At 52.1% G+C, this 20,599-nt stretch carries 7 protein-coding genes; all 7 read left to right on the forward strand.

Going from position 1 to position 20,599, the window contains the following annotated elements:
- The first annotated feature begins 306 nt into the window (after positions 1-306).
- Entirely contained in the window at positions 307-990 is a 684-nt protein-coding gene (locus DFQ01_RS19060) for a S1 family peptidase (RefSeq protein ID WP_110045502.1), read from the forward strand.
- Positions 987-6,152, forward strand: coding sequence for a hypothetical protein (locus DFQ01_RS19065; protein WP_110045503.1), 5,166 nt, complete (start codon positions 987-989; stop codon positions 6,150-6,152). Before DFQ01_RS19060 ends, DFQ01_RS19065 begins: the two co-directional genes overlap by 4 nt.
- Before the next feature lie 18 nt (positions 6,153-6,170).
- Positions 6,171-13,838, forward strand: a complete 7,668-nt coding sequence (locus DFQ01_RS19070) for an S-layer homology domain-containing protein (RefSeq protein ID WP_110045504.1) — start codon at positions 6,171-6,173, stop codon at positions 13,836-13,838.
- A 211-nt stretch (positions 13,839-14,049) separates the two neighbouring features.
- Positions 14,050-15,213, forward strand: a complete 1,164-nt coding sequence (locus tag DFQ01_RS19075) for a DUF4317 domain-containing protein (RefSeq protein WP_110045505.1) — start codon at positions 14,050-14,052, stop codon at positions 15,211-15,213.
- 214 nt (positions 15,214-15,427) lie between these two features.
- Complete coding sequence (locus tag DFQ01_RS19080; RefSeq protein WP_110045581.1) at positions 15,428-17,461, forward strand: bifunctional diguanylate cyclase/phosphodiesterase; 2,034 nt, start codon at positions 15,428-15,430, stop codon at positions 17,459-17,461.
- Positions 17,462-17,522: 61 nt separating this feature from the next.
- On the forward strand, positions 17,523-18,545 hold the full coding sequence (locus tag DFQ01_RS19085) for a DUF3231 family protein (protein ID WP_110045506.1): 1,023 nt from the start codon (positions 17,523-17,525) through the stop codon (positions 18,543-18,545).
- A gap of 156 nt (positions 18,546-18,701) precedes the next feature.
- Positions 18,702-20,507, forward strand: a complete 1,806-nt coding sequence (locus DFQ01_RS19090; RefSeq protein ID WP_174812526.1) for an extracellular solute-binding protein — start codon at positions 18,702-18,704, stop codon at positions 20,505-20,507.
- Positions 20,508-20,599 lie beyond the last annotated feature (92 nt).

Here is a 20,599-nt window from a genome sequence, read left to right on the forward strand (position 1 = left end):
CCCATTCAGAGCAATCCGGTGACAACAGCGATCGTAAGAACATTCGCTCTGCGCAGCTGCCTTTGCAGTTCATTGAAACACAAGGGGCCGTCCCAAAGTCTAATGACTTTTGGGACAGCCCCTTTTTTGCTTTAGATAAACATGCGTGGATCTGCAATAGGTAGATTGGCGCATGTTTATTTTTCGTTGAGAGGGACGTTGTAGAATTATGTCATACTTTGTCTGCGTTTAATATTCTCCCAGAAAATAGAGAGGAGATAACGTAACAGCACACAGTTTCAGTGGGAAATCAGGGGAGGCGTTGATTTGAGAAAGGCAGGAACAATGCTGTTCAGAGTCTGTATGCTTCTAACGTTGGCGGCGGTTATATTCACAACGGGAAGACCGGTTAGTGGCGCCGAAGCTTCGGCGTTGCCAGAATTGACCGCGGAACAAATCTATCAGGCGGATGCGGACGCTGTGTTTTATTTGAAAGTTTATAAGGAAGACGGGACGCTGAAGACGGTGGGCACCGGATTCTTGATTCAGGGAGACAAGGCGTTGACCGCCTATCATGTCATTGCGGAAGGCGCTTCGTACGAAGCGGTGTTCGATGACGGGAAGACCGTTCGAGGCGTTACGGTAACGGCGGCCGATGAGGATCTGGATGCTGCCGTGCTGTCCATTCAGGCCGGCGGGAGAAAAGCCTTGGAACTTACGTCTGACGAAGCCCGCCACGGACAGCGCACGTTCGCGATGGGGTACCCGCTCAAAGGGACCAAGATTATTACCGAAGGCATCGTGAACGCCCCGGCGGCGAAGGTGAACGGCGTGAACAGGCTGCTGACTTCCGCTCAAGTGGCGAGCGGGATGTCGGGAGGACCATTGTTCGATCAATATGGCCAAGTAGTCGGAATCATCTCCGGCTCCTTCCGGACGATGGACAATATTCACCTATGCGTGCCGGTTGCAGACATTCGCAGCAAACTGCTGAAGGAGGAAGGCAAGTGACCAGAAAAATCATTGCCGTGATCACGGTATTCGCGATGCTGCTGCAGCTTACCGGATGGTTATCGGCACCGATCGCCCATGCAGCGACGACTTATACAGATGTATACGTCCCTAAAGGCGGGAAAATCGTCAACCGCGGGGACATGACGAGCTGGAGCACCAGCTTTTCCAGTTCCGATGCGAACAATTTCGGCATGTTCAAGAGTAAAGCATCCGGCGTGACGGTTAATTCCTCGGATGTTACCTACACGCTTGACAGCATAAGCTTCGATTGGTTCAACACCAATACGTTTACCGGAAAAATTAATATCAGTCAGAACCCGGAGCTTAAGAGACTTGCGCAAGGCGGAACGGCAAAGCTAATGCTGAAGACCGGGAAGTTAGACGGGTATATCTTAACCGTTGATATTACGTTAAGCGGAACATCGAAGTATAGCAAGGTTATTAGCGACGGAGAAGCAGTCAACTCGGGTTGGATCGGATTCGGAGCGACGGATACGATCACGATCGAGTTCAATCACTTATTATCGGCTGGCGAGCTGAATAACATCCAGCTCTACTTCGCGGATATCGATGCCCCTGTTTATCAAGGCAACACGTTCACGACGGACGGCTCCGTTCGCTTCAACGATGACCCTGCTGTCATGCAGAACGAGCTGTTCCTGAAGCAGGACAATATGATGAACATGGCGCTGAACTTCAGCGAGCCCGTATTCCCTTCGATGGCGGTCGATGCGTCCGATCGGATCGATGACAAGTACAGCTTCATGCGGACGGAATTGTTCACGAATCCCGGCGGAGACGGCTACGATCCGTCGACCTATTATTTGACTAACACGGATGACGGGTTTAACGGGTTTACGCTTGGGTCGCTCAATTTGACGAATCATTCACGCTCGACCTTTAATTTGAAATTTACGACGTCTGCGAACGACAGCACGGGCAACGTGCCGCTCGACCCGCTGCGTCTGACGGCGTCCTCCGACCCGGATCGCCCGACGCTGCTGCAGCGCATTAACGATGCCGGATTTATAGATGGGGCGGGTAATCCCTTGCAGACTGTCAGCAGCATCGGAACATCGCCTTTCGCGGACAACAGTAATCCAAACGGTACTTACCGGACGATTATCGACGCGCGTCCGCCGAAATATTCGGCGGTGAAGAATGGCGTACAACCAAACATCCTGACCGGACTCGTCTTGAACAAAGGCAATACGGTCACCTTCAACGTCAATGTAAGCAAGAAGCTGATCAGCGCTAACGCTCCTACCGAGGATACCCGGCTGACCTTCAGCAACGGAATGACGGCGTCTTACGTGAGCGGCTCCAATACGGATACTTGGACCTTCCAAGCGACCGTGCCTGGAGGTACGGGGGTCGAGACCGCTCTACTGAATACATCGGCACTGGAACACGCGAGCGATCCGGGAGACGGCAAGGCGTTGTGGGATTACGCGCACAATTATTTGACCGAGGCGGTCAAGTCTATCGACTGGGCAGATTTGTCTATCGACAATACGGCGCCTGAGGTCAATTACGTGTATAAAAACGAGAGTGGAGTTGAAGTGCCGGCATACCAGCATGTGAAGAACGGATCCATTGCGATCAACGCTTACGATCCAGATCTGAACGGACAGCCGAGCAAAGGCCTGTTCCGGCCCGGCGCTGGCTCCGGTCTCGTCTATTATTGGCTGAGCAAATCCCCGGAAGACCCATTTGCCGGCATGAATGATAATTATGCAGCGGTCAAGCGGTATTCGCTGACGCAAAAGCAGCCGTCGGAAGACTTGTACGCTTCCGGGTTCGAGGACGTCATACTGGGCGTAGCCGAGAACGGCGCGACGATTACGCTGCCGCCGGAAGCCGCAGGGACGAGCGACACCTGGTATTTGCACACCTGGACGGCCGACATGACCTGGGACTCGGCTAGACAGCTCATGCAATATGATAAGGGCAGCACGCAGCGAGACGAATATTTGTTGCAGCACCCGGACGCAACGCCAGCAGAGACCGAGACGAATTTCCGGCAAAATATTATGCCCGGCCTGGGCGAATACGACAATTTGCAGCAATGGCCGCTGAGTGACTACAGCAAGGAAGATTCCAATTGGTCGTATCATCGTGCCGTGCTTAACCTCGACAATGATGCGCCTGTCGTCACGGCAGGAGACGTCGTCGACAATATGACCGACAACGTTAAGATAACGATCACAGCTATCGATCCGACTTCTTCCATTAAGGACGGGAAGATTCAATATCAATTCGTCAAGCAAGGCGCGCAGCCGAACGAGGCTGCATGGCTCGAAGCTTCGCTGAACGAGCAAGGCAAAGTCAGCGTGGCGACACTGTACAATCCGGCGATCGACAGGGGCGGCAAATACGAGCTGTATGCCAAGGCGACGGACATCGCCGGCAACGCAGTGACCGATAAGCTGATCGAGGTCGATGTCCTCGTCATTTTCACCGAGTTCCAAAGTTATCCTGGAGACGGTTATGCGATCAATAACGGTCCCGAGTTTACGATCGCCGGGGTACCGATCGATACGGTCGAATATCAATATACGGATTCTTCGGTACGACCGGAGGACGGTTGGGATGCGATCGAGCAAGCGCCAGAACAAACGCAATTGAACGAGGAAGAAGCATCTCAGTACCAAATACCGGCCGATCAGACGAAGAACGGAACGGTCTATGCCCATATCAAGGTCAAACAGAAAGATATGAACCGTTACTACTATTACTATAAGGAATACAAATTCGATCATCTGCCACCGACGGTCACCTTCAGCAGCCAGGGGTATTTGTACCCGATGGCCGAGCAGAGCCTCATGATCGCCGTGGAAGATTCGCTCGTCGATTTTGCCGGGGTTGCGAAAGAGAATATTCAATACCAGTGGATCAAAGTAACGGAGGGACAAGCTGAACAAGCTCCCGATACCGACTCCAACGATTGGCAGCAAGCGCCTGCGAGCGGCGAGATTACATTGTCCGTCGACAGCAAAGACAAGAACGGCAACTACCGTCTGTACGTCTATGCCAAGGACAGCCTTGGAAACGGGAAGGTCTACAAGACAAGCGGCTTGTTCGCAACGTTCCTGCTTAGTGCGGATCCGCCAGTCGGCAGCGCCGAGCTGATCCATACAATGGGCAATGCAGCTGACGGTTATACCGCCATTATGAAGCTGGAAGTAGATGTGCCAGCCCAGGAGGGCTACTTCTACTCGATATCCTCAAACGGAGGCGACAATTGGAGCACCTGGCGTCCATTTACGAACTATGTGGGCGTGCCGGTTGATACCGATGACACTAACGCGCTGAAGGGTACCGTCCAAGTGAAATTCAAGGGGTACTACGACAACATCAGCGAGATTTATTCGCCGAGCGTGGCGATTCAGGATGCGCCGGCATACGCGCTCGCGTCGCTGGATCAGATTGATCCAGTCAGAGGCGGGGCAAGAACGGAGGACGGCGGTCAGAACAACGGGCTGGACATTGTGTTCGATCAGACGGACGGCAAGACGATTACGCCTACCGATGCCAATCCTGAGATGCCGGAGACGATAGAGGACGGCAAGCGGTACAAGGTGTACCGGAACGGCAGCTACTCCTTTACCGTTGAAGACGGCGGCAAATCGAATATCGTATTTATCGTCGTATCCAACTTTGACGACCAGGAGCCGATCGTTTCTGTGAAGTATTCCACGATCGCCAAAACGTCTGGAACCGTCGTCGCCAGCCTGCAATCGAGCAAGCCGATCCGGATTACCAATCTATCGAAGTCTTCCAAGACGTTTACGGAGAACGGTGATTTCACCTTTGAATACGAGGATGCGGTTGGTTTTACCGGCACGATTGACGCTCATGTGAGCAATATTATGAATACGCCGCCGGACGCCGATGTGGTGCTTCACTATAATCATAGCGATGTGAGCGCACTGATACGGTACGGAGGGCAATTGGTCGTCGTGAACAGCTCCGGGGACGGCTATGATGCGCAAGGAGAGCTGATTCATTATGCAGTGCCGACGACGGACAATGTGGTAGCGTCCAACCTTGTCGTGGCTGAAGTAAGACCGAAAGCAGGTGCGACTCAGGATTATCAGGTTGCCGGCAATAACGCAGGAAGCACACAGTCCTCGGTCGTTCTGAGAAGCAACGCCAAAGCCTTCTTTACGATTGTCGACGCTGCGGGTAACAGCACGAAAGTGGAGTCGGACCCGATCACAACGCTTGTGAGCGATCTGCCTGAAGTGAAGCAGATTGTGATGGAACGCATTGATTCGGCAGGAAACGTGCTGCAGGACGACAGCCTTGTCACGATCAACGGCAAATCATACTCGAAAGGCAAGATCAGGGTCAGCTTTGAGCTGGAGCCGTCGGCGATCTCAGAGAATACCGTGACGATTGGCGGCAAGCCAGCCGATACGTTCCGAGGCGAATATGACGTCAACATGCGGGCTTCCCTGTTGTTAATGGACAGGCTCGGCAACCGGTCCACGCAATCGTTTGTCATTGACGGATTGGATAACACAGCTCCGGAGATCAAGCTCAACAAGTCGGCGGTATCCATCATGCAGAGCAAATCGGACTTTGATTTTGTGACCGATCTAGGTGGTTACGAGGTGTCGGACAATTTGTCGGCAGCAGAGGACATTACCGTGACAATCGTGGAACAGGTGCTGGAGAACGGCCGATATACGGACCGCGACCTCGATCTGACGCGTGAGGGCAAACATACCGTGAAGTATATCGCCAGAGACCAGGTCGGGAACGAAAGCTACGCGACGCAGCTCGTCTATGTAACGCCATCCGACGGCATGTTCATTACAGCCAACGGCATTCCGCTCTCCGAAGCGGCGTCGGAGACGGCGATCGTGAACAGCACGACGGTTACTTTCAACGTTCAGAACTACAATCTGATCAAGATTGGTAACGGCACAGGCAAGCTGGAAAACGAAGAAGGCACCTTCGACCTGCTTTATTATCCTGGACTTGTTCGCGAAGGCGAGATGAAATATATCGCCACGAAGCTGACGTATGAGGAGCTGATGGAAGGCAGCTTCACCGTAACGCTGCCGAAGGCCGGGTGGTATACGATTATCGTCAGAACGCAGGAGCGGGAACAGATTTATACGACGCTGCTCGTAAGCAGATCCAATTAAGCTAAAGGAGCAACATACATGAACAGAACGGCTTTGAGAGGAATCGCAGCTTTTCTGGTTGCCATTCTGCTGCTGACAAGCCTGCCTTTGCATTCGATTGCCAGCATCGTGAGCGCGCCTGAGACGAGCTCGATTCAGAACGATTATATAAAGGTGACAGTCGATAATGCGAGCGGCAGATTCGGCATTCGCACGGTAGACGGCCAGCCGATTCGGAAAAAGGACGGAAACGTCGATCTGATTTTTGAAGGCGACAATCCGGAGTCCTCCTTTACGACATTCCGAATTGATGGAACCGACTTTATTTTCGGTAATCCGTATAAGCTGGCACCCGACTGGTTCTCGGAAGTGTCCGAGCCGGCGGTCGTCAAGAATACGAACGGAACGGAAAGCTTAATTACCGTATGGACGATCAAGCAAATAAGGATCAGCCAAATCATCACGCTGCTTCCGAACGACGATCTGGAGAACGCGGGCAATGCTCGCGTTACGTACCAAGTCGACAATAATACGAAATCGACAGTCGAGGTCGGCGCAAGGGTGCTGCTCGACACTTCTGTCGGCGGCAACGACGGCCCGGCTTTTCAGATCGGCCAGAACTATTTGCAGCCGCTCACCGTGGAGAGAAAGCTCGTTCACGAGCCGGAGACGCTGGGATACGACAAGGAGACGGACGAGCAAGCGTATAACCTGCACAAGCTGCCGTCTTACTGGGTCATGAGGGATAAGCTGGACCCTAGTAATCCGCTGGCGACCAATGTGATGGCATATGGCTTCAATAATATGTTCGAAGGCGGCATTAACATTGTCGACGAGATGATCGTCGGCCATTGGAGCGGGCTTGCCAGCACGAAGTGGGATTATGAGCCGAACGAGAATCTGGATTATACGCTTAACACGAATGCGTACGGAACAGCCGATTCGGCGGTCGCCTACTACTGGAATCCAGATTCGATCACGGCCGGTGCAAGTAATACGTATGAAGTCGTATACGGCTTGGGCGAGATCGTAGAGCCTGACAAAGTGTTCGATGTACGATTCCTGGATCCGGTGCAGAAGCTGGAGACGAACGATGCGGAAACCGGTTATGAGAATGACGGAATTTTCGAGATTAATACGGAAATCGAAAATTTGGCGATGTACGATATGGAGCATAGCCAAATTACGGTTACGCTCAGTCTGGAGAACGGGCTGAAATTCGTGGACGAGTCGGGACAAGTACTGGGGGCTACGCAAACGCTGGACTTTCGCAAAGATATCCCACCGGAGGAGGCGGCGAAGGGAGTAGAGGTCATCCCGTACAAGCCGGGAGAGATCATCTCTGCGAAGTGGAGGGTCAAAGCCGAAGGGAAGCCTTGGCCGACGACAAGTCAATATTTGGTGACGGTAAGCAGCCCTGAGACCGAAAAGGAGCTGCAGAGCAAGCTTCAAGAGGCTGGGGAAGAGCAGGAGTCCGAAATTCGGGCAATCTATGAGTCTTCGAAAGCGAATTTCGTATTTCTCCCACCTATAGGAGAACTTCGGCCGACGCTGCTGTACAGCATGACGCCAGACGAGGTATACGATCAGGACGACAAATATATATCACTGAACTTATCCAATATTTCGGCGTACGAGCCGGGCAGCACGGAGACGGGGGCCGCAGCCAACTTCGATCTCTACTTAAAGAACACGGCAACCGGAGAACGCTATAAAGTGCCCGTGTCGGAGTCGGTGACGACGAGGGCGCTTGGCAATGGCTTCTCGGGCGATATGCGAATTGTTTTCCGCGGCGGCGATCTAGTAGACAATAACGGCTTAACGATCGAGACCGTGGAAGCGAATGAATTGCCGCTTGGCGAATACGCGGTAGTTGTAGATTTCAAGGACAAGTCGAACCCGAACATCGCGGAAGCACTAAGCTTCGAGACGAGCGAGACGTTCCATGTGACGCAGAACGCGGAAGTCCGCGTTCGCAAAGCGAGCATATTGGCGGTGTACAAGGCAGTGCTCGATCTGACGCAGAGCGGCAGCGATGACAGTCAGAGGTTCGCGGAAGCGCTGCCTGCATCTTATAGCGGTTTAAGCGATGCGGATTTCATCGCGAAGAGAGCGCAGGACAAGACGATCCTGAGCGAAGCAGGGAAGGCGATCGCGAAAGCGGCTAAAGCGGTGACGCCGGAGCTGCGCTTGGATGAGGCGATCGATGTTTCGGCCGTACCGGTGTACGGCGTGCGGGCATTCCAATCGGAGGCAGAATTCGAAGCGTTCGAGACCCAGCTGAAGAAGCAGGACGACAGTCAGGAGATCGTGCTTGAAGTACGCGGCAATATCGTGCAGTCCGGCACGGGCGCGGGCGCCCAGTATACGGTGAAAACCGACCCGGAGCCTGCCATTATTAACCGAAGCGTTGCTTACACAGGCAAAGATTTGAGCTTCCCAGTCGGCGAGTTTCCGCTGGCTTCCCGGATTAGCGCGAATACTTCAACGCCTTTCCTTCACACGTTGTTCGCATCCGGGGAAGGAACGCTTAGTATCGCCAACAGCGGTTTCGTTTTTTATAAGGGCGAATGGACGGTTGATTTCTATAACGGCTTCGACAAAACGCTAGGAACCGGGACTAAGCTGTCGACAGAACAACAGGAATGGGAAGCAGCGAAAAATCCAGAGGACAGTACGCTAAACGGCAGTCTGGGCTGGGCGAACGGCTTGATCGGGGACGCGTCGAATCCTTATCGCGATCTGCTGGTGTCCTACGTTTACTTCAATCAACACTCGCTGTTTGCCTCCCCGAGCTTCTCTATTTCGGGCTTCGGGCTGCAGCTGAACGATTACGTGCTGAGAGAAGACGGCGTATCCTTTGGCGGGGCCGTGAAGATGGTCATTGTCGACGGCGAAGTGAAGAATGTCATGTTCAACGAAGAAGGCTTCGTCGGCATTGACGCTTCGCTCAAGTTCGAGCTGGGCAAAGCAATCGGACTGTTCAAAGAGGACAGTAAGAACGATGGTGGCGGCGAAATCAGCATTACGCACTATCTAGATCCGAACAAGTACGACGTTAATAACTACTACGGAATCAAATTTAACGCCAAAATCGAGCATGTCATGTCCATCAAGGCGGAGCTTGCCTTCAAGCAGGTGGCAGACGGCCGCATATTGCCTGACGTTATCGCTTTCGGAAGTGATCTGCCCGATCCTGGCGTCTCGGTCGGGCCAGCCACCTATATTACTGCTCTGAGAGGCGCAATACGGGAGCTGGCCGATACGATCGCCGGAGGAGACAGCCGAGTTCCGCTTACGCTGGAAGCCGGCATCGACATGAAGATGGGCATCAAGCCCGCCGTACTAACCGGCGATGTCGATCTTTCGCTGAAGATGACCGGTATTAAAGTGGCCGGATCGCTGTCATTAGGCGAGGATGACGAAGCCATCAAGCTGCTTACGGAAGCGGTCATTCAAATGCAATGGGTCAGCCCGATGTTCTTGTCGGCCAGAGCGACGATCGATATCGGAGGCTGGGGCATCATCGTCGGTAAGACGAGCCTGTTCATCGGAGAAAATCTGGAGAAGCATCGGACAGACTTCGAGGGCATTATTAACGGGCGGATTCAGGTGCCAAGCGGCGTGCCGATTGTCGGTGGAATCGGGTTCGGCGTTTATGCCGGCGCCAATAATGACAAGGTGTGGGCCGGCGTTTCCGTGCTGTTCGTAACCGTAGGCGTCACCTATTATTGGGGTGGAGGCATCGAATTCGGCACCGATGGCAATACAGAAGGCAAAGATGCGCTCATGTACTTGCTCGTTGAGGATCCGGAATTGGGACCTAAGGTGATGGCGATCGGCAGCGGCATCGACGTGCTGGCCACTTCGTGGGAGAACGAGGAGTCCGAGAAGCAAGAGATCACTTATCGGTCGATCAGCGACGGCGTTGCTATCATCGATGATGGGTCGCAAAATTTGGGCATCGGAGGCATCGTTACATCTAACGGCGCCAAGGTTCACTCCATTCCGATGAACAAGGTGTCGGGGGACGCATTGCTTGAAGTCGAATACTACGATACAAAGCGTCCGAAGCTAACTATGACCAGATCGGATGGCAGCAGCTACGATATCGTGATCGGGGATATTACGGATAAGAATGCGACAGCCTTCGAACAGATTATTAAGGCGGCTAAGGAAGGCGATCTGAAAAGCGACGGCACGAAGGTTACGAAGCAAGAAGCACTTGCGTCTACGGACGTGAGGAGAGTTTATATCGCCGTGCCGGAGAGCGAAGCGAAAACCGGCAAATGGACGTTGACTTCAGATCAGCAAATTCGCACCAAGCTGATGAATCTGCCGGTTCAACCAGCCCTGACCGGCGCTTCCATCGAGCAAGGCTCGGATGAGAACAAGTTCACGGCGAAGTGGACGGTTGACCATGCAACGCCGGGAGATACGGTCAGCCTGTATCTATCCAAGGACAAAGCATCGGATGTACCGGACCCTGATCAAGAGATCGATCCCGGTCTGTTAATTGCCAAAGACATCGTGATCAAGGCGGAGGATATCGCGGCGGACGGCACCGCTTCGGGCAAGCTGGATGTCGACGCGGCTCAGGTAAGCGGATTGGGCGGAGTAGACATCCGTGGTCTGCTGCCGCAAGGAAACTACTACTTGCGGGCGGAATTGAAGACGGAAACGACTTTCTCCGTCAAGTCCTCTGCCGAAACGTTCAGAATCATTGATCCGCTTGCGCCTTCGGAAGTGAGCGACGTCTCGATCAAGGCGGCAGGCAATGGACAGTTCGAGGTTGCTTTCCCGCAAGTGGCTCATAAGAGCGGTCAGGAGAACGCGCAATATGGCTACTTGATTACGGCGAAGGACGACAAAGGCAATCAATACGAGCCATTCGGAGAAGTCATGTATACCGAAGAGCAATTGGAGAGCGCCTTGCAGGATGGGAAGTATCGACTGAATATCGGCGGCTGGAGCCTCGTCGGCAAGCCGAAGATGGACGATGATGGCAATATCGTGCGTGATGAGCAGGGCAACATCGTGATGGAGGACGTACAGGACCGCTATACGGGACTTGAGACCGGCCTCAAGTATAGCGTCGGTGTCTCGACGGTTAGAATCCCGACAGAGGAAGACGGAGCAAGCTCGAACATGCGATTCGCGGAAACGGTGTATTCCGAGAATAAGCTGCTCCCTGTACCGTCAAAGCCTGTCCTCAACATTAACGGAGACACGCTTCAAAACAACCGCTACGACCTGACGGTTAAGGAGACGACGCAGCATATCGAGCTATCTTCGAACCAGACGGGCGTTGTCGTCGAAGCTATAGCAGATGACGCCGTAATTGGCAGCGTTACTCTCTCGGGCAGCGGCAACAGCGGCAAGCTTGATTTGAAAAATTTCAATACCGACGGCACTTATGCAGTGGAGCTGCGGGCGCGCAATGTGAATACGGGAGATTACTCGGTATCGATGCTTTATCTGACGGTCGATACGACGGCGCCGATGATTTATTTGGACACGCCAGATGGAGGCTTCCGAATAAACGGAGGCGGGTTCGAGCTCAAGGGAACGACCAATACCGATGCAACCGTTGCGGTGACGAATGCCGAGACGGGCGAGGAGCTGGCTTCTATCAAGCCGGATGCGAAAGGTCATTTTGACCAGAACGTCCCGGTTTCTTCTACGGACAGAGTGGTGAAAATCCGCGTTGAGGCGATCGATGACGCAGGCAATGCCAACAGCGCGGTAACGGAAGTGATCAACGATGATCTGAAGCTGCCGAAGCAGCTGAAGCTGGTCGTGCCGGACGAGATCGTAACCGGCGGTACCTCCGTTGCACTTAATGCGGTTGTGCAGTATACGGACGGCAGCGAAGAGTCGGTAGACCGTTCAAAGCTCGTATTTAGTGTGGAACAAGGCGATTCCAATGTAAGGCTGACCGATGACGGAATGCTGACGGGACGCAGGGAGGGCAGTGCGCTGATCCGAGTCGATTACAAGGCTTGGGAAGGGCTGCAGCTGAGCGGCTATGACGTAGTCGGAATCACACCATCCCCTGGACAATCCGTCCCGACCTCGATGGGGGTTATTAAAGCGGCCACGGCGGGCACCGGCAAAAAAGGCGAAACGCGCGTGATTATCCAGTCGTCTGGGAATGACGGCAATATGACCGGCAGCGAGTTGGCTTACAAACTTTACGTCGATGGACAGAAGGCAGCGATTCCGCTATTCGATCAAGATATTACATCGTGGAAAAGCTTGCCGAGCAACGGAATTATCCCTGCCAAAGACGGCAATATGATCGTTGTAGCCAAGCGAACGAAGGATGAGCCCAAGCTGACGTTGGCAGCTTCGGCGCCGATCAGGGCGTACGAGAGGGTTTACTCGTCAGGAGCGTCGAAGGGAACAACGATCACCGTCGGAGGGGTTGAAATCGCCTCCGGATCGAGCAAGAATGTGCAGATCCCGTTGATGCTTGACGGGGTTTCGACGGAAGGCCTTCTTCAGGCCGATATCGAGGCAAGTAACGATGCCTACAAGGTAGTGGTCAAGCCGGTGCGGGACAAGCTGCTTGAAGCGATCGGCAGTGGACATCTGACGCTATCGCTCCCGATGAAAGGCGCCGTCGACACGCTTGACTTCCAATTGGACGCTGAGTTAGTCAAGCTTATGCAAGACAAGGACGTTACGCTCGAGATCGAGACGGATATCGGCAAATATGTTCTCTCGCCGAATGCCATTGATTTGGCCGAGCTCGGCAAGCAATTTGCCGGAAGCAGCTTGCAGGATATCCAATTGACGATCAAGGTGGCGAAGCCAGCGGACTCTTATTCGAAGCTGGCGGAGCAGTTCGCGAATCAAGAGGGAGCGAAAGTGGTCGGAGAGCTTGCTGAATTCTCGATTACGGCAAACGCAAGCGGCAGGACAGAACAAATAAGCCAGCTCGCATCCTTCGTACGAAGAGAAATTCCTCTTCCTGACGGCGTGACCGAGACCGACGTTACAACGGCGGTCGTCATTGGGGCAGACGGTGCGGTGCGCAGCGTGCCGACCAGCGTACAGGTGCGTGAAGGGATGTACTACGCGCAGATCAATAGCATGACCAACAGCGTGTATGCGCTGATCAGCAATTCCCGCACGTTCAAGGATACGGGCAAGCATTGGGCATCCGATGCAATCCATGATTTGGCTTCACGATTCATTGTGTCCGGCGACGGAAGCGGAAGCTTTAATCCTTCTTCCGACATGACGCGCGCAGAATTTGCTGCCATTCTGGTGAAAGCGCTGGGCCTTGCGACAGTGAAGCCGGAGCATTCAGCCTTTAGCGACGTATCCGTCAACGATTGGTATTACGACGCTGTGCATACGGCTAACCAGTACGGGTTAATCAGCGGATACGGCAACGGACAGTTCGGTCCGAAAGACAAGACAACCCGCGAGCAAGCGATGGTCATTATCGCGAAAGCGATGAAGCTGGCCGGGCTTGATTACGAGCTTAACGAGGCTGAGATGAGCAGTCTGCTCAGCAGCTTCAAGGACGTGGGTCAAGCGTCGGCATGGGCGAAGGAAGGCATTGCATTGACCGTCAAATCTGGCATTATTACCGGCCAGAAAGCCGATCAACTAGCTCCGAAAGCCAACATGACGAGAGCGGAGCTCGCGGTTGTGATCCGCAGGCTGCTGCAGAATGCAGGTTTTATCGACTAGAAGTTATGAACTAGATTCAACGGTATCCAGCCCCCTCAATTCGAGGGGGCTTTCTCATGTGAAAGGTACATGTTCAACCCTTCCCTGGCCAGAAGGTTTTTTCGTCTTTCAGTGGAATTTCATGTACAATGAAAATTCAGATGTTAGATCACGTTTGGGGTCATTCCACGCCAGAATTCATTTTACGATATAGGGAGTTGTCTGAAGGACCATGAATAAGAAGGAACTCGCACATATTCGCAAGCAGCTGAAGCTGGACCATGAGATGTTGAAGCTATTCGAGATATTGAACGTGTACATCATGAAGGACAGCAGCGAGATTTATCATTATGAGCGCCAGCCGTTTGCCCTGTTGGATCGGGAGAAGCAGGAGCTGTACATGGGTAATTTCAAAAAGCTGCTGACCGGCGAATTGGATCAGAAGATGTTCGAGTTGAAGTTCCAAGACAACGCGGAAGAGCCTTCGAGGGAGCTTCTTCATCAAGCGCTGATCACCGGCGATCCGGATGAATGGCATGATCTGATGATTCTGCTGGTGGAGAAGATGCTGAAGGATACGAAGTATGAGAAGGATACCGTCGTGACGTTCGTGCGTGGACAATATGCTCGTCCGACTCGGGTAAGAAGTGAAGAGTCGGAGGAGAGCGCGAAGGATGAGATGTTCTCGCATCCATTCATCCTGTGCAGCGTGAATTCCACGGAACATCAGCGTAAGCTTCTCATGTTCGACTATGTGGAGCGAGTATACAATTATAGTGTGTTCGTTGATCCGATTATTAAGCTGAACACGCCGGAGCAGGGCTTCTTCTATCCAAGCGTGACGGATAACTATTCGGATGTGAATCGCGTACTGTATTGTTCGGGTAAAGCCCATGAACCGAATTTGCATTTCGTTGAACAGGTGCTGACGGCAGAGAAGTCCATAACAGCGATTGAAGAGCGTGCGATTTTCGAAGACATCGTGAAGGAAGTGGCGGGCGAGCAGCTGGATGCTTCAGCGATCGCTGCGGTGTACGAGGAGATTAATCGGGTTATCGAGGAGAACGAGGGAGAAGAGCCTGCGCGTCTGGATTTTGTCGATGTGGAGCGCATGTTAACAGGCAGCGGCATTGAGAACGTAACGCGTGAGAAGGTGGAGCGCGCGTTCGAGACGGTGGTCGATGATCGGAACTTTGAATTAAAGGCGAGCAGTGTCATTCCGAAGTTCACTTCGAAATCAATTAAGATCGATACGAAGGTTGCGACGATTACGATCAGCCCGCAGGATTTGAAATATATTAGACAGGTCAATTATCAGGGGAAACGATGCATCATGATCGAGGTCGACGAGGATGCTGTGATCGAAGGATTCACACTCAATACGGAGACTTTATAGTGTCGAGTTATAGTTGGTGGGCGCCTAAGAGCGTGGGTTCGGTACAGTGCCGAGCTCGCGCTCTTTCATTTTTGCCTTTATTTGTTACAATTTGTCGAGAAATTGTACCGCTCGGTATGTATAATAAGGAGTAACTTATTATGCTAATAGAATGAGAGAAAGCATGTTCATATAGCTGCTAACTGCTGAACTTAAAGGATGGATTGGAATGAGCATGGAAGGAAGCTACAACTTCTACATTGTTGCGCTCTCGGTATTGATTGCGATTTTTGCATCATATTCCGCCTTGAGCATCGCAGCGAAAATTTCGCATTCAAGAGGGAAAACGCGATTCTTTTGGCTGATATCCGGCGCGTTCGTGATGGGAACCGGCGTTTGGTCGATGCATTTTGTCGGAATGCTGGCGTTTCATCTGCACGCAGGAGTGAAGTATGATGCATGGCTTACGGTTCTCTCCATGTTGGCCAGCGTCGTTTCTTCTTTTATTGCGTTCTATATCACGATGCCGAAGAGCATTAATTGGGTGAAAATGGCGATAGGCGGCTTCATTATGGGCAGTGGAATCGTGGCGATGCATTATATAGGCATGGAAGCTATGATCATGCCCTTCGAATTATCGTATGATCGTTCACTGTGGAGCTTATCGGCCGTTATTGCGCTGATTGCTTCTTATGCTGCATTATTGCTGTTCCTGCGATTTCGGAATCAGACGTCGTCTAGTTGGTTGAAATGGCTATCTTCTATTATTATGGGATTCGCGATTTGCGGGATGCATTATACGGGGATGAAAGCGGCCCGGTTTTATTCCGAGGACGGCATGATGATGGAGCATACCACATCTATAGATTTTCCCCTGCTGTATGGCGTAACGATCACGATATTCGTCATCTTAATGGTGTCGTGGGGAGCGATGCTGTTTGATCGACATGTATTGGCGAAGATGGCTTATGAGGACTCGATAACAGGCTTGCCTAACCGCAATGATATGAACCGATTCTTCGATACCCATATGGGCAGTGACAGCAGAATCGGTATCCTGTTTCTCGACTTGGACCGGTTCAAAGCGATCAATGACACGCTGGGCCACAACATCGGCGATTTGCTTGTGCATGAAGTGGGCGCCCGGCTGCGCCAGTTTATTTACGGCGATCAGCAGGTGTACCGAATTGGCGGCGATGAATTTCTATTCATTGTGGAGCGATGCGACGAGGAGCGGGCGGAACGGCTTGCGAATCAAGTTCTTCAGAGCATTAAGAAGGTTTATCGAATCGAAGGAAACGAGCTATATATTACGGGAAGCATAGGAATCAGCATCGGCTCGATCGAGGAGTCCGACCGATTGCATTTGTTGAAGACGGCGGACACAGCCATGTATAAAGCGAAAGGGCTGGGAAAAAACCAGTATTGTGTTTATACCGATGAAATAGGGATTCAGGAAGTTCGAAAGATGGAACTGGAGAAGGATTTGCAAAGAGCGCTTGAGCATAATGAGTTCTTTATTGCGTATCAACCAAAATGGAATGTGAAGACGAACCAGTTGTTCGGGTTCGAGGCGCTGCTTCGATGGCAGCATCCCCGATTAGGCGTCGTGTCGCCTGGAGAGTTTATTCCGATTGCAGAAGAGACAGGACTTATTATTCCGATGACAAGATGGACGTTGGAACAAGCTTGCCATCAATGCAAAGAGTGGATAGCCCAAGGCATCGACCAGCCGGTTTCGGTCAATTTGTCTGTTCGACTGTTTCAACCCGACATTTTATTGGAATGGATTCAGAACGTGTTGGAAGAAGCGAGCTTGGAGCCGCATTATCTTGAACTTGAAATTACGGAATCGATGGTCTTCTATGACGTCAACGATATTATTCGTCAGCTAGAGGAAATTCGCAGATTGGGCGTTCGAGTTTCGATGGACGACTTTGGCACAGGATACTCTTCCATTGGGCTTCTTGACCGGATGCCGATCGACGCGCTCAAATTGGATCGATTATTTACGAACGATCTGGATACGCCGGGTAAGCGCGCTATTATTCATGCGATTATTTTGATGGCGGAACGTCTTCATTTGGATGTTATAGCCGAAGGCGTGGAGAACGAGGAGCATATTGAATACCTTATAGCAATGGGCTGTTATGTGATGCAAGGGTACTTCTACGGCAAGCCCATGAGCAGTGACGAAATGATGAATTGGATCGAGGATAATCAAGGAATGGGTTTCCACCCGGCGGCGGCCGCGTCCATGAATGAATAAAACGCTAAACAAGTTAAGACACTAAGTTTTGTAAATATGCAGAATTTAGTGGAGGAAGTCCATGACCTTTCAGAAACCTGAAGTTAAACCAACCAATATCGAATTCACCTGCACGGAAATCGGGGGACTGTGGGGCGTCTATATCCAGGAAAGTCTGTCGGTATGCTGTCTGACCTACATGATGCATCATCTTCAAGACGGCCAGATCCTTCCGCTCGCTGATGAGGCACTAAAGCTATCGCAAAGCCGAATGGATCGAATCAAGCAGTTCTTTCTTGCGGAGAATTTCCCGATACCCGCAGGCTTCTCGGAAGGCGATGTGAACCTGGCCGCTCCTCCGCTTTTTCACGATACGTTTACGCTAAGCTTCATCTATATGATGAATCGGCTCGGAATGATTAATTTCTCTTTCGTGGCTTCGAATAACGTTCGACTCGACGTATTGGATTTCTTCAAAGAATGCATCCATACGTCTACCGAGTTGTTCGGGAAAGCGGTTCGAATGATGCTGGAGAAAGGCATTTATGACCGCCCGCCCAAAATGAACTACCCGAGTAAAATCGAGTACGTGCAAAAAAAATCGTTCCTGGACGGGATGTTCGGCAAGAAGCGGCCCCTCAATGCGATTGAGTTATCCGAAATATTTTTCAATATCGAGCGCAACTATTTCTCGGTTATCCTTATGCTTGGTTTCGCGCAAGTCATGAAAGACAAGAAACTGAAGGACTTTATCATTGCAGGCAAGAAAATCAGCGAAAAACAGGTTGAGCTCTTTAACGATTTGCTTATGCAGGAGGACTTGCTTGGCACGGTGACCGTAAGCATGGAAGTGACGGATTCCACGGTTTCTCCATTCTCGGATAAGCTTATTATCTCGATGATCAATGTCTTGAATTCGATCGACATCCTCTTGATCTCGCATGCGCTGTCTCTATCGATGCGAGCCGATCTCACCGCGCACTATGCCAAGATCATTGCTGAAGTGATGGCGTACGGCAAAGATACCTTCGATATCATGGTGGAGCATGAATGGCTCGAACAGCCGCCTCTCACGACCGATCGGCAGCAGCTGATTCAATCTTAAGAATGACGAATCCAGAAGCCTGACCCTTATCGACAAGGGTTAGGCTTTTTACTATGTACGTTTTACGCTATCAAGTTAAAAATGCATTATATACTCCTTTTTACCAACTCAATACAATTAGAGACGTACCACAACCGTATAGAAAAGGGGAAGGTTATGAGTCGATATGCGAAGTTTGCTAGAGTGTTGACGCTCTCCGTTGCGATTGGCTTGCTGCCGACGTTGGCAGCTTGTTCGAGCGATAGCGATGAGGGGGCTTCGACCTCCAAGACATCCACAACGAGTCAGTCCGACACAGGTACAGGGACGACAACGTCCACAGACAGCGGCAATTCAGGTGAGTTGTGGAATCAGAAGTTCGATCCGCCGGTTACGATTACGACGGCCATCATGGATGATGGCACCTCGAGGGGCAATGCGTTCAAGCCAGGCGAATCGATGGAAGACAATGCGAATATTCGTTGGATGAAAGACAATATGGGCATTAATGTGAAATTCGACTTCATCGTCACGAAGCCGGAGGATTACGATACGAAGCTTCGTCTGCTGCTGTCGAGCGGCGGCAAGCTGCCAGATGCATTCGCTGCATCAAATGATCCGCTGCAAAGCTTGCTCTCCGCGAACAAGCTGATGCCGCTGGATGAGGCGATTGAGAAGTACGCGCATCCGGAGTATAAGAAGCTGCTCGAGAAATACAGCTATGCGCTGGGCGAAGTGAAGAAGGACGGCAAGATCTACGGTCTGCCAGCGTTCTTCATGGGCGACGAAGGTACGGTTATGTGGATTCGGAAGGATTGGCTCGACAATCTGGGCCTGCAGCCGCCGAAGACGCTGGACGATTTCGAAAACGTTCTCAAGGCGTTTACGGAGAACGATCCGGATAAGAACGGCAAGAACGATACGATTGGTCTGGCGGTTCCGCTGAAGGAAGGCCCTTGGACGTGGATGGGACAGACGGACGCCATCGTCAGCGCCCTTACGGATCAAATGATTAACACCTACGACGTGCGTCTGTTCTGGAACAAAGGCGCAGACGGCAAGCTCAGCTACGGCGCGATCCATCCGGATGCGAAGCTGTACCTTGAGAAAATGCGCGATTGGATGAGCAAAGGCTACTTGGACAAAGAAGCGGGCATTAAGGATCCGTCCAAATCGTCCGAATTGGCGGCAAGCGGCAAGGCCGGTATCATGTTTGGTCCGTTCTGGATGGGCGAATGGCCGCTCGGCGATGCGACGAAGAACGATCCGAAGGCTGATTTTGAACCGTATCCGCTTCCAACAGGTCCAACTGGACTTGTAGGCCGCGCTGAGAAGCCGTTGACGCAGGGCTTCACGGTGTTCAGCAAGGACTTCCAGCATATCGACGCGTGGTTCGCTTACTTCAACAAAATCTTCGCGAAGAAGCTGGAGCAGGCAGGCGATCCCTACTTCGATCCTCGTTGGAAGGACGGCTACCTAGAGGGCTACGACTATGTGAAGTATAACGGCAAAGTCGTGAAGGGCAACTACGAGGCAGCTGGCGTTCCGGCAGAACAATGGCCATTGAAGGACGGCGGTACGCTGGATATCCGCTACATGATGACGAACATCTTGGGCAACTTCACGAGCATTCCGGGCTCGAACGTCGACGCAGTTAAGAAGTTCCTGGCCGATCCTAACGCTGAGGCGACATCGTCCCTGGAGTTCGACGTCAGCCAGATGAAGAAGAGACAGCTGGACGCTGCTGGCGTTCGGATTAACCAACAGGTGAACGAAGGCAAAAACTATTTCACCGGTCCGATGACAGCAACGATGAAGTCCAAGGGCGAATTGCTGAAGAAGCTTGCGACCGAGAGCTACCTGAAGATCATCTACGGCGAGAAGCCAATCGAGTACTTCGATCAATTCGTGAAGCAATGGCTCGACAACGGCGGCCAGAAGATCACGGACGAAGTGAACGAGTGGTACGCGAAGAACCAATAAGCTTACTTGGCCTAGGCTGAGGACGAACAATAGTGAAGCGATTGATGTAGAAAAAGAAGACGGAGGAGAGGGGGCTGCGGCTCGCTCCTCCT

The sequence above is a fragment of the Paenibacillus cellulosilyticus genome (genome assembly GCF_003182255.1).
Lineage (GTDB): Bacteria > Bacillota > Bacilli > Paenibacillales > Paenibacillaceae > Paenibacillus_T > Paenibacillus_T cellulosilyticus.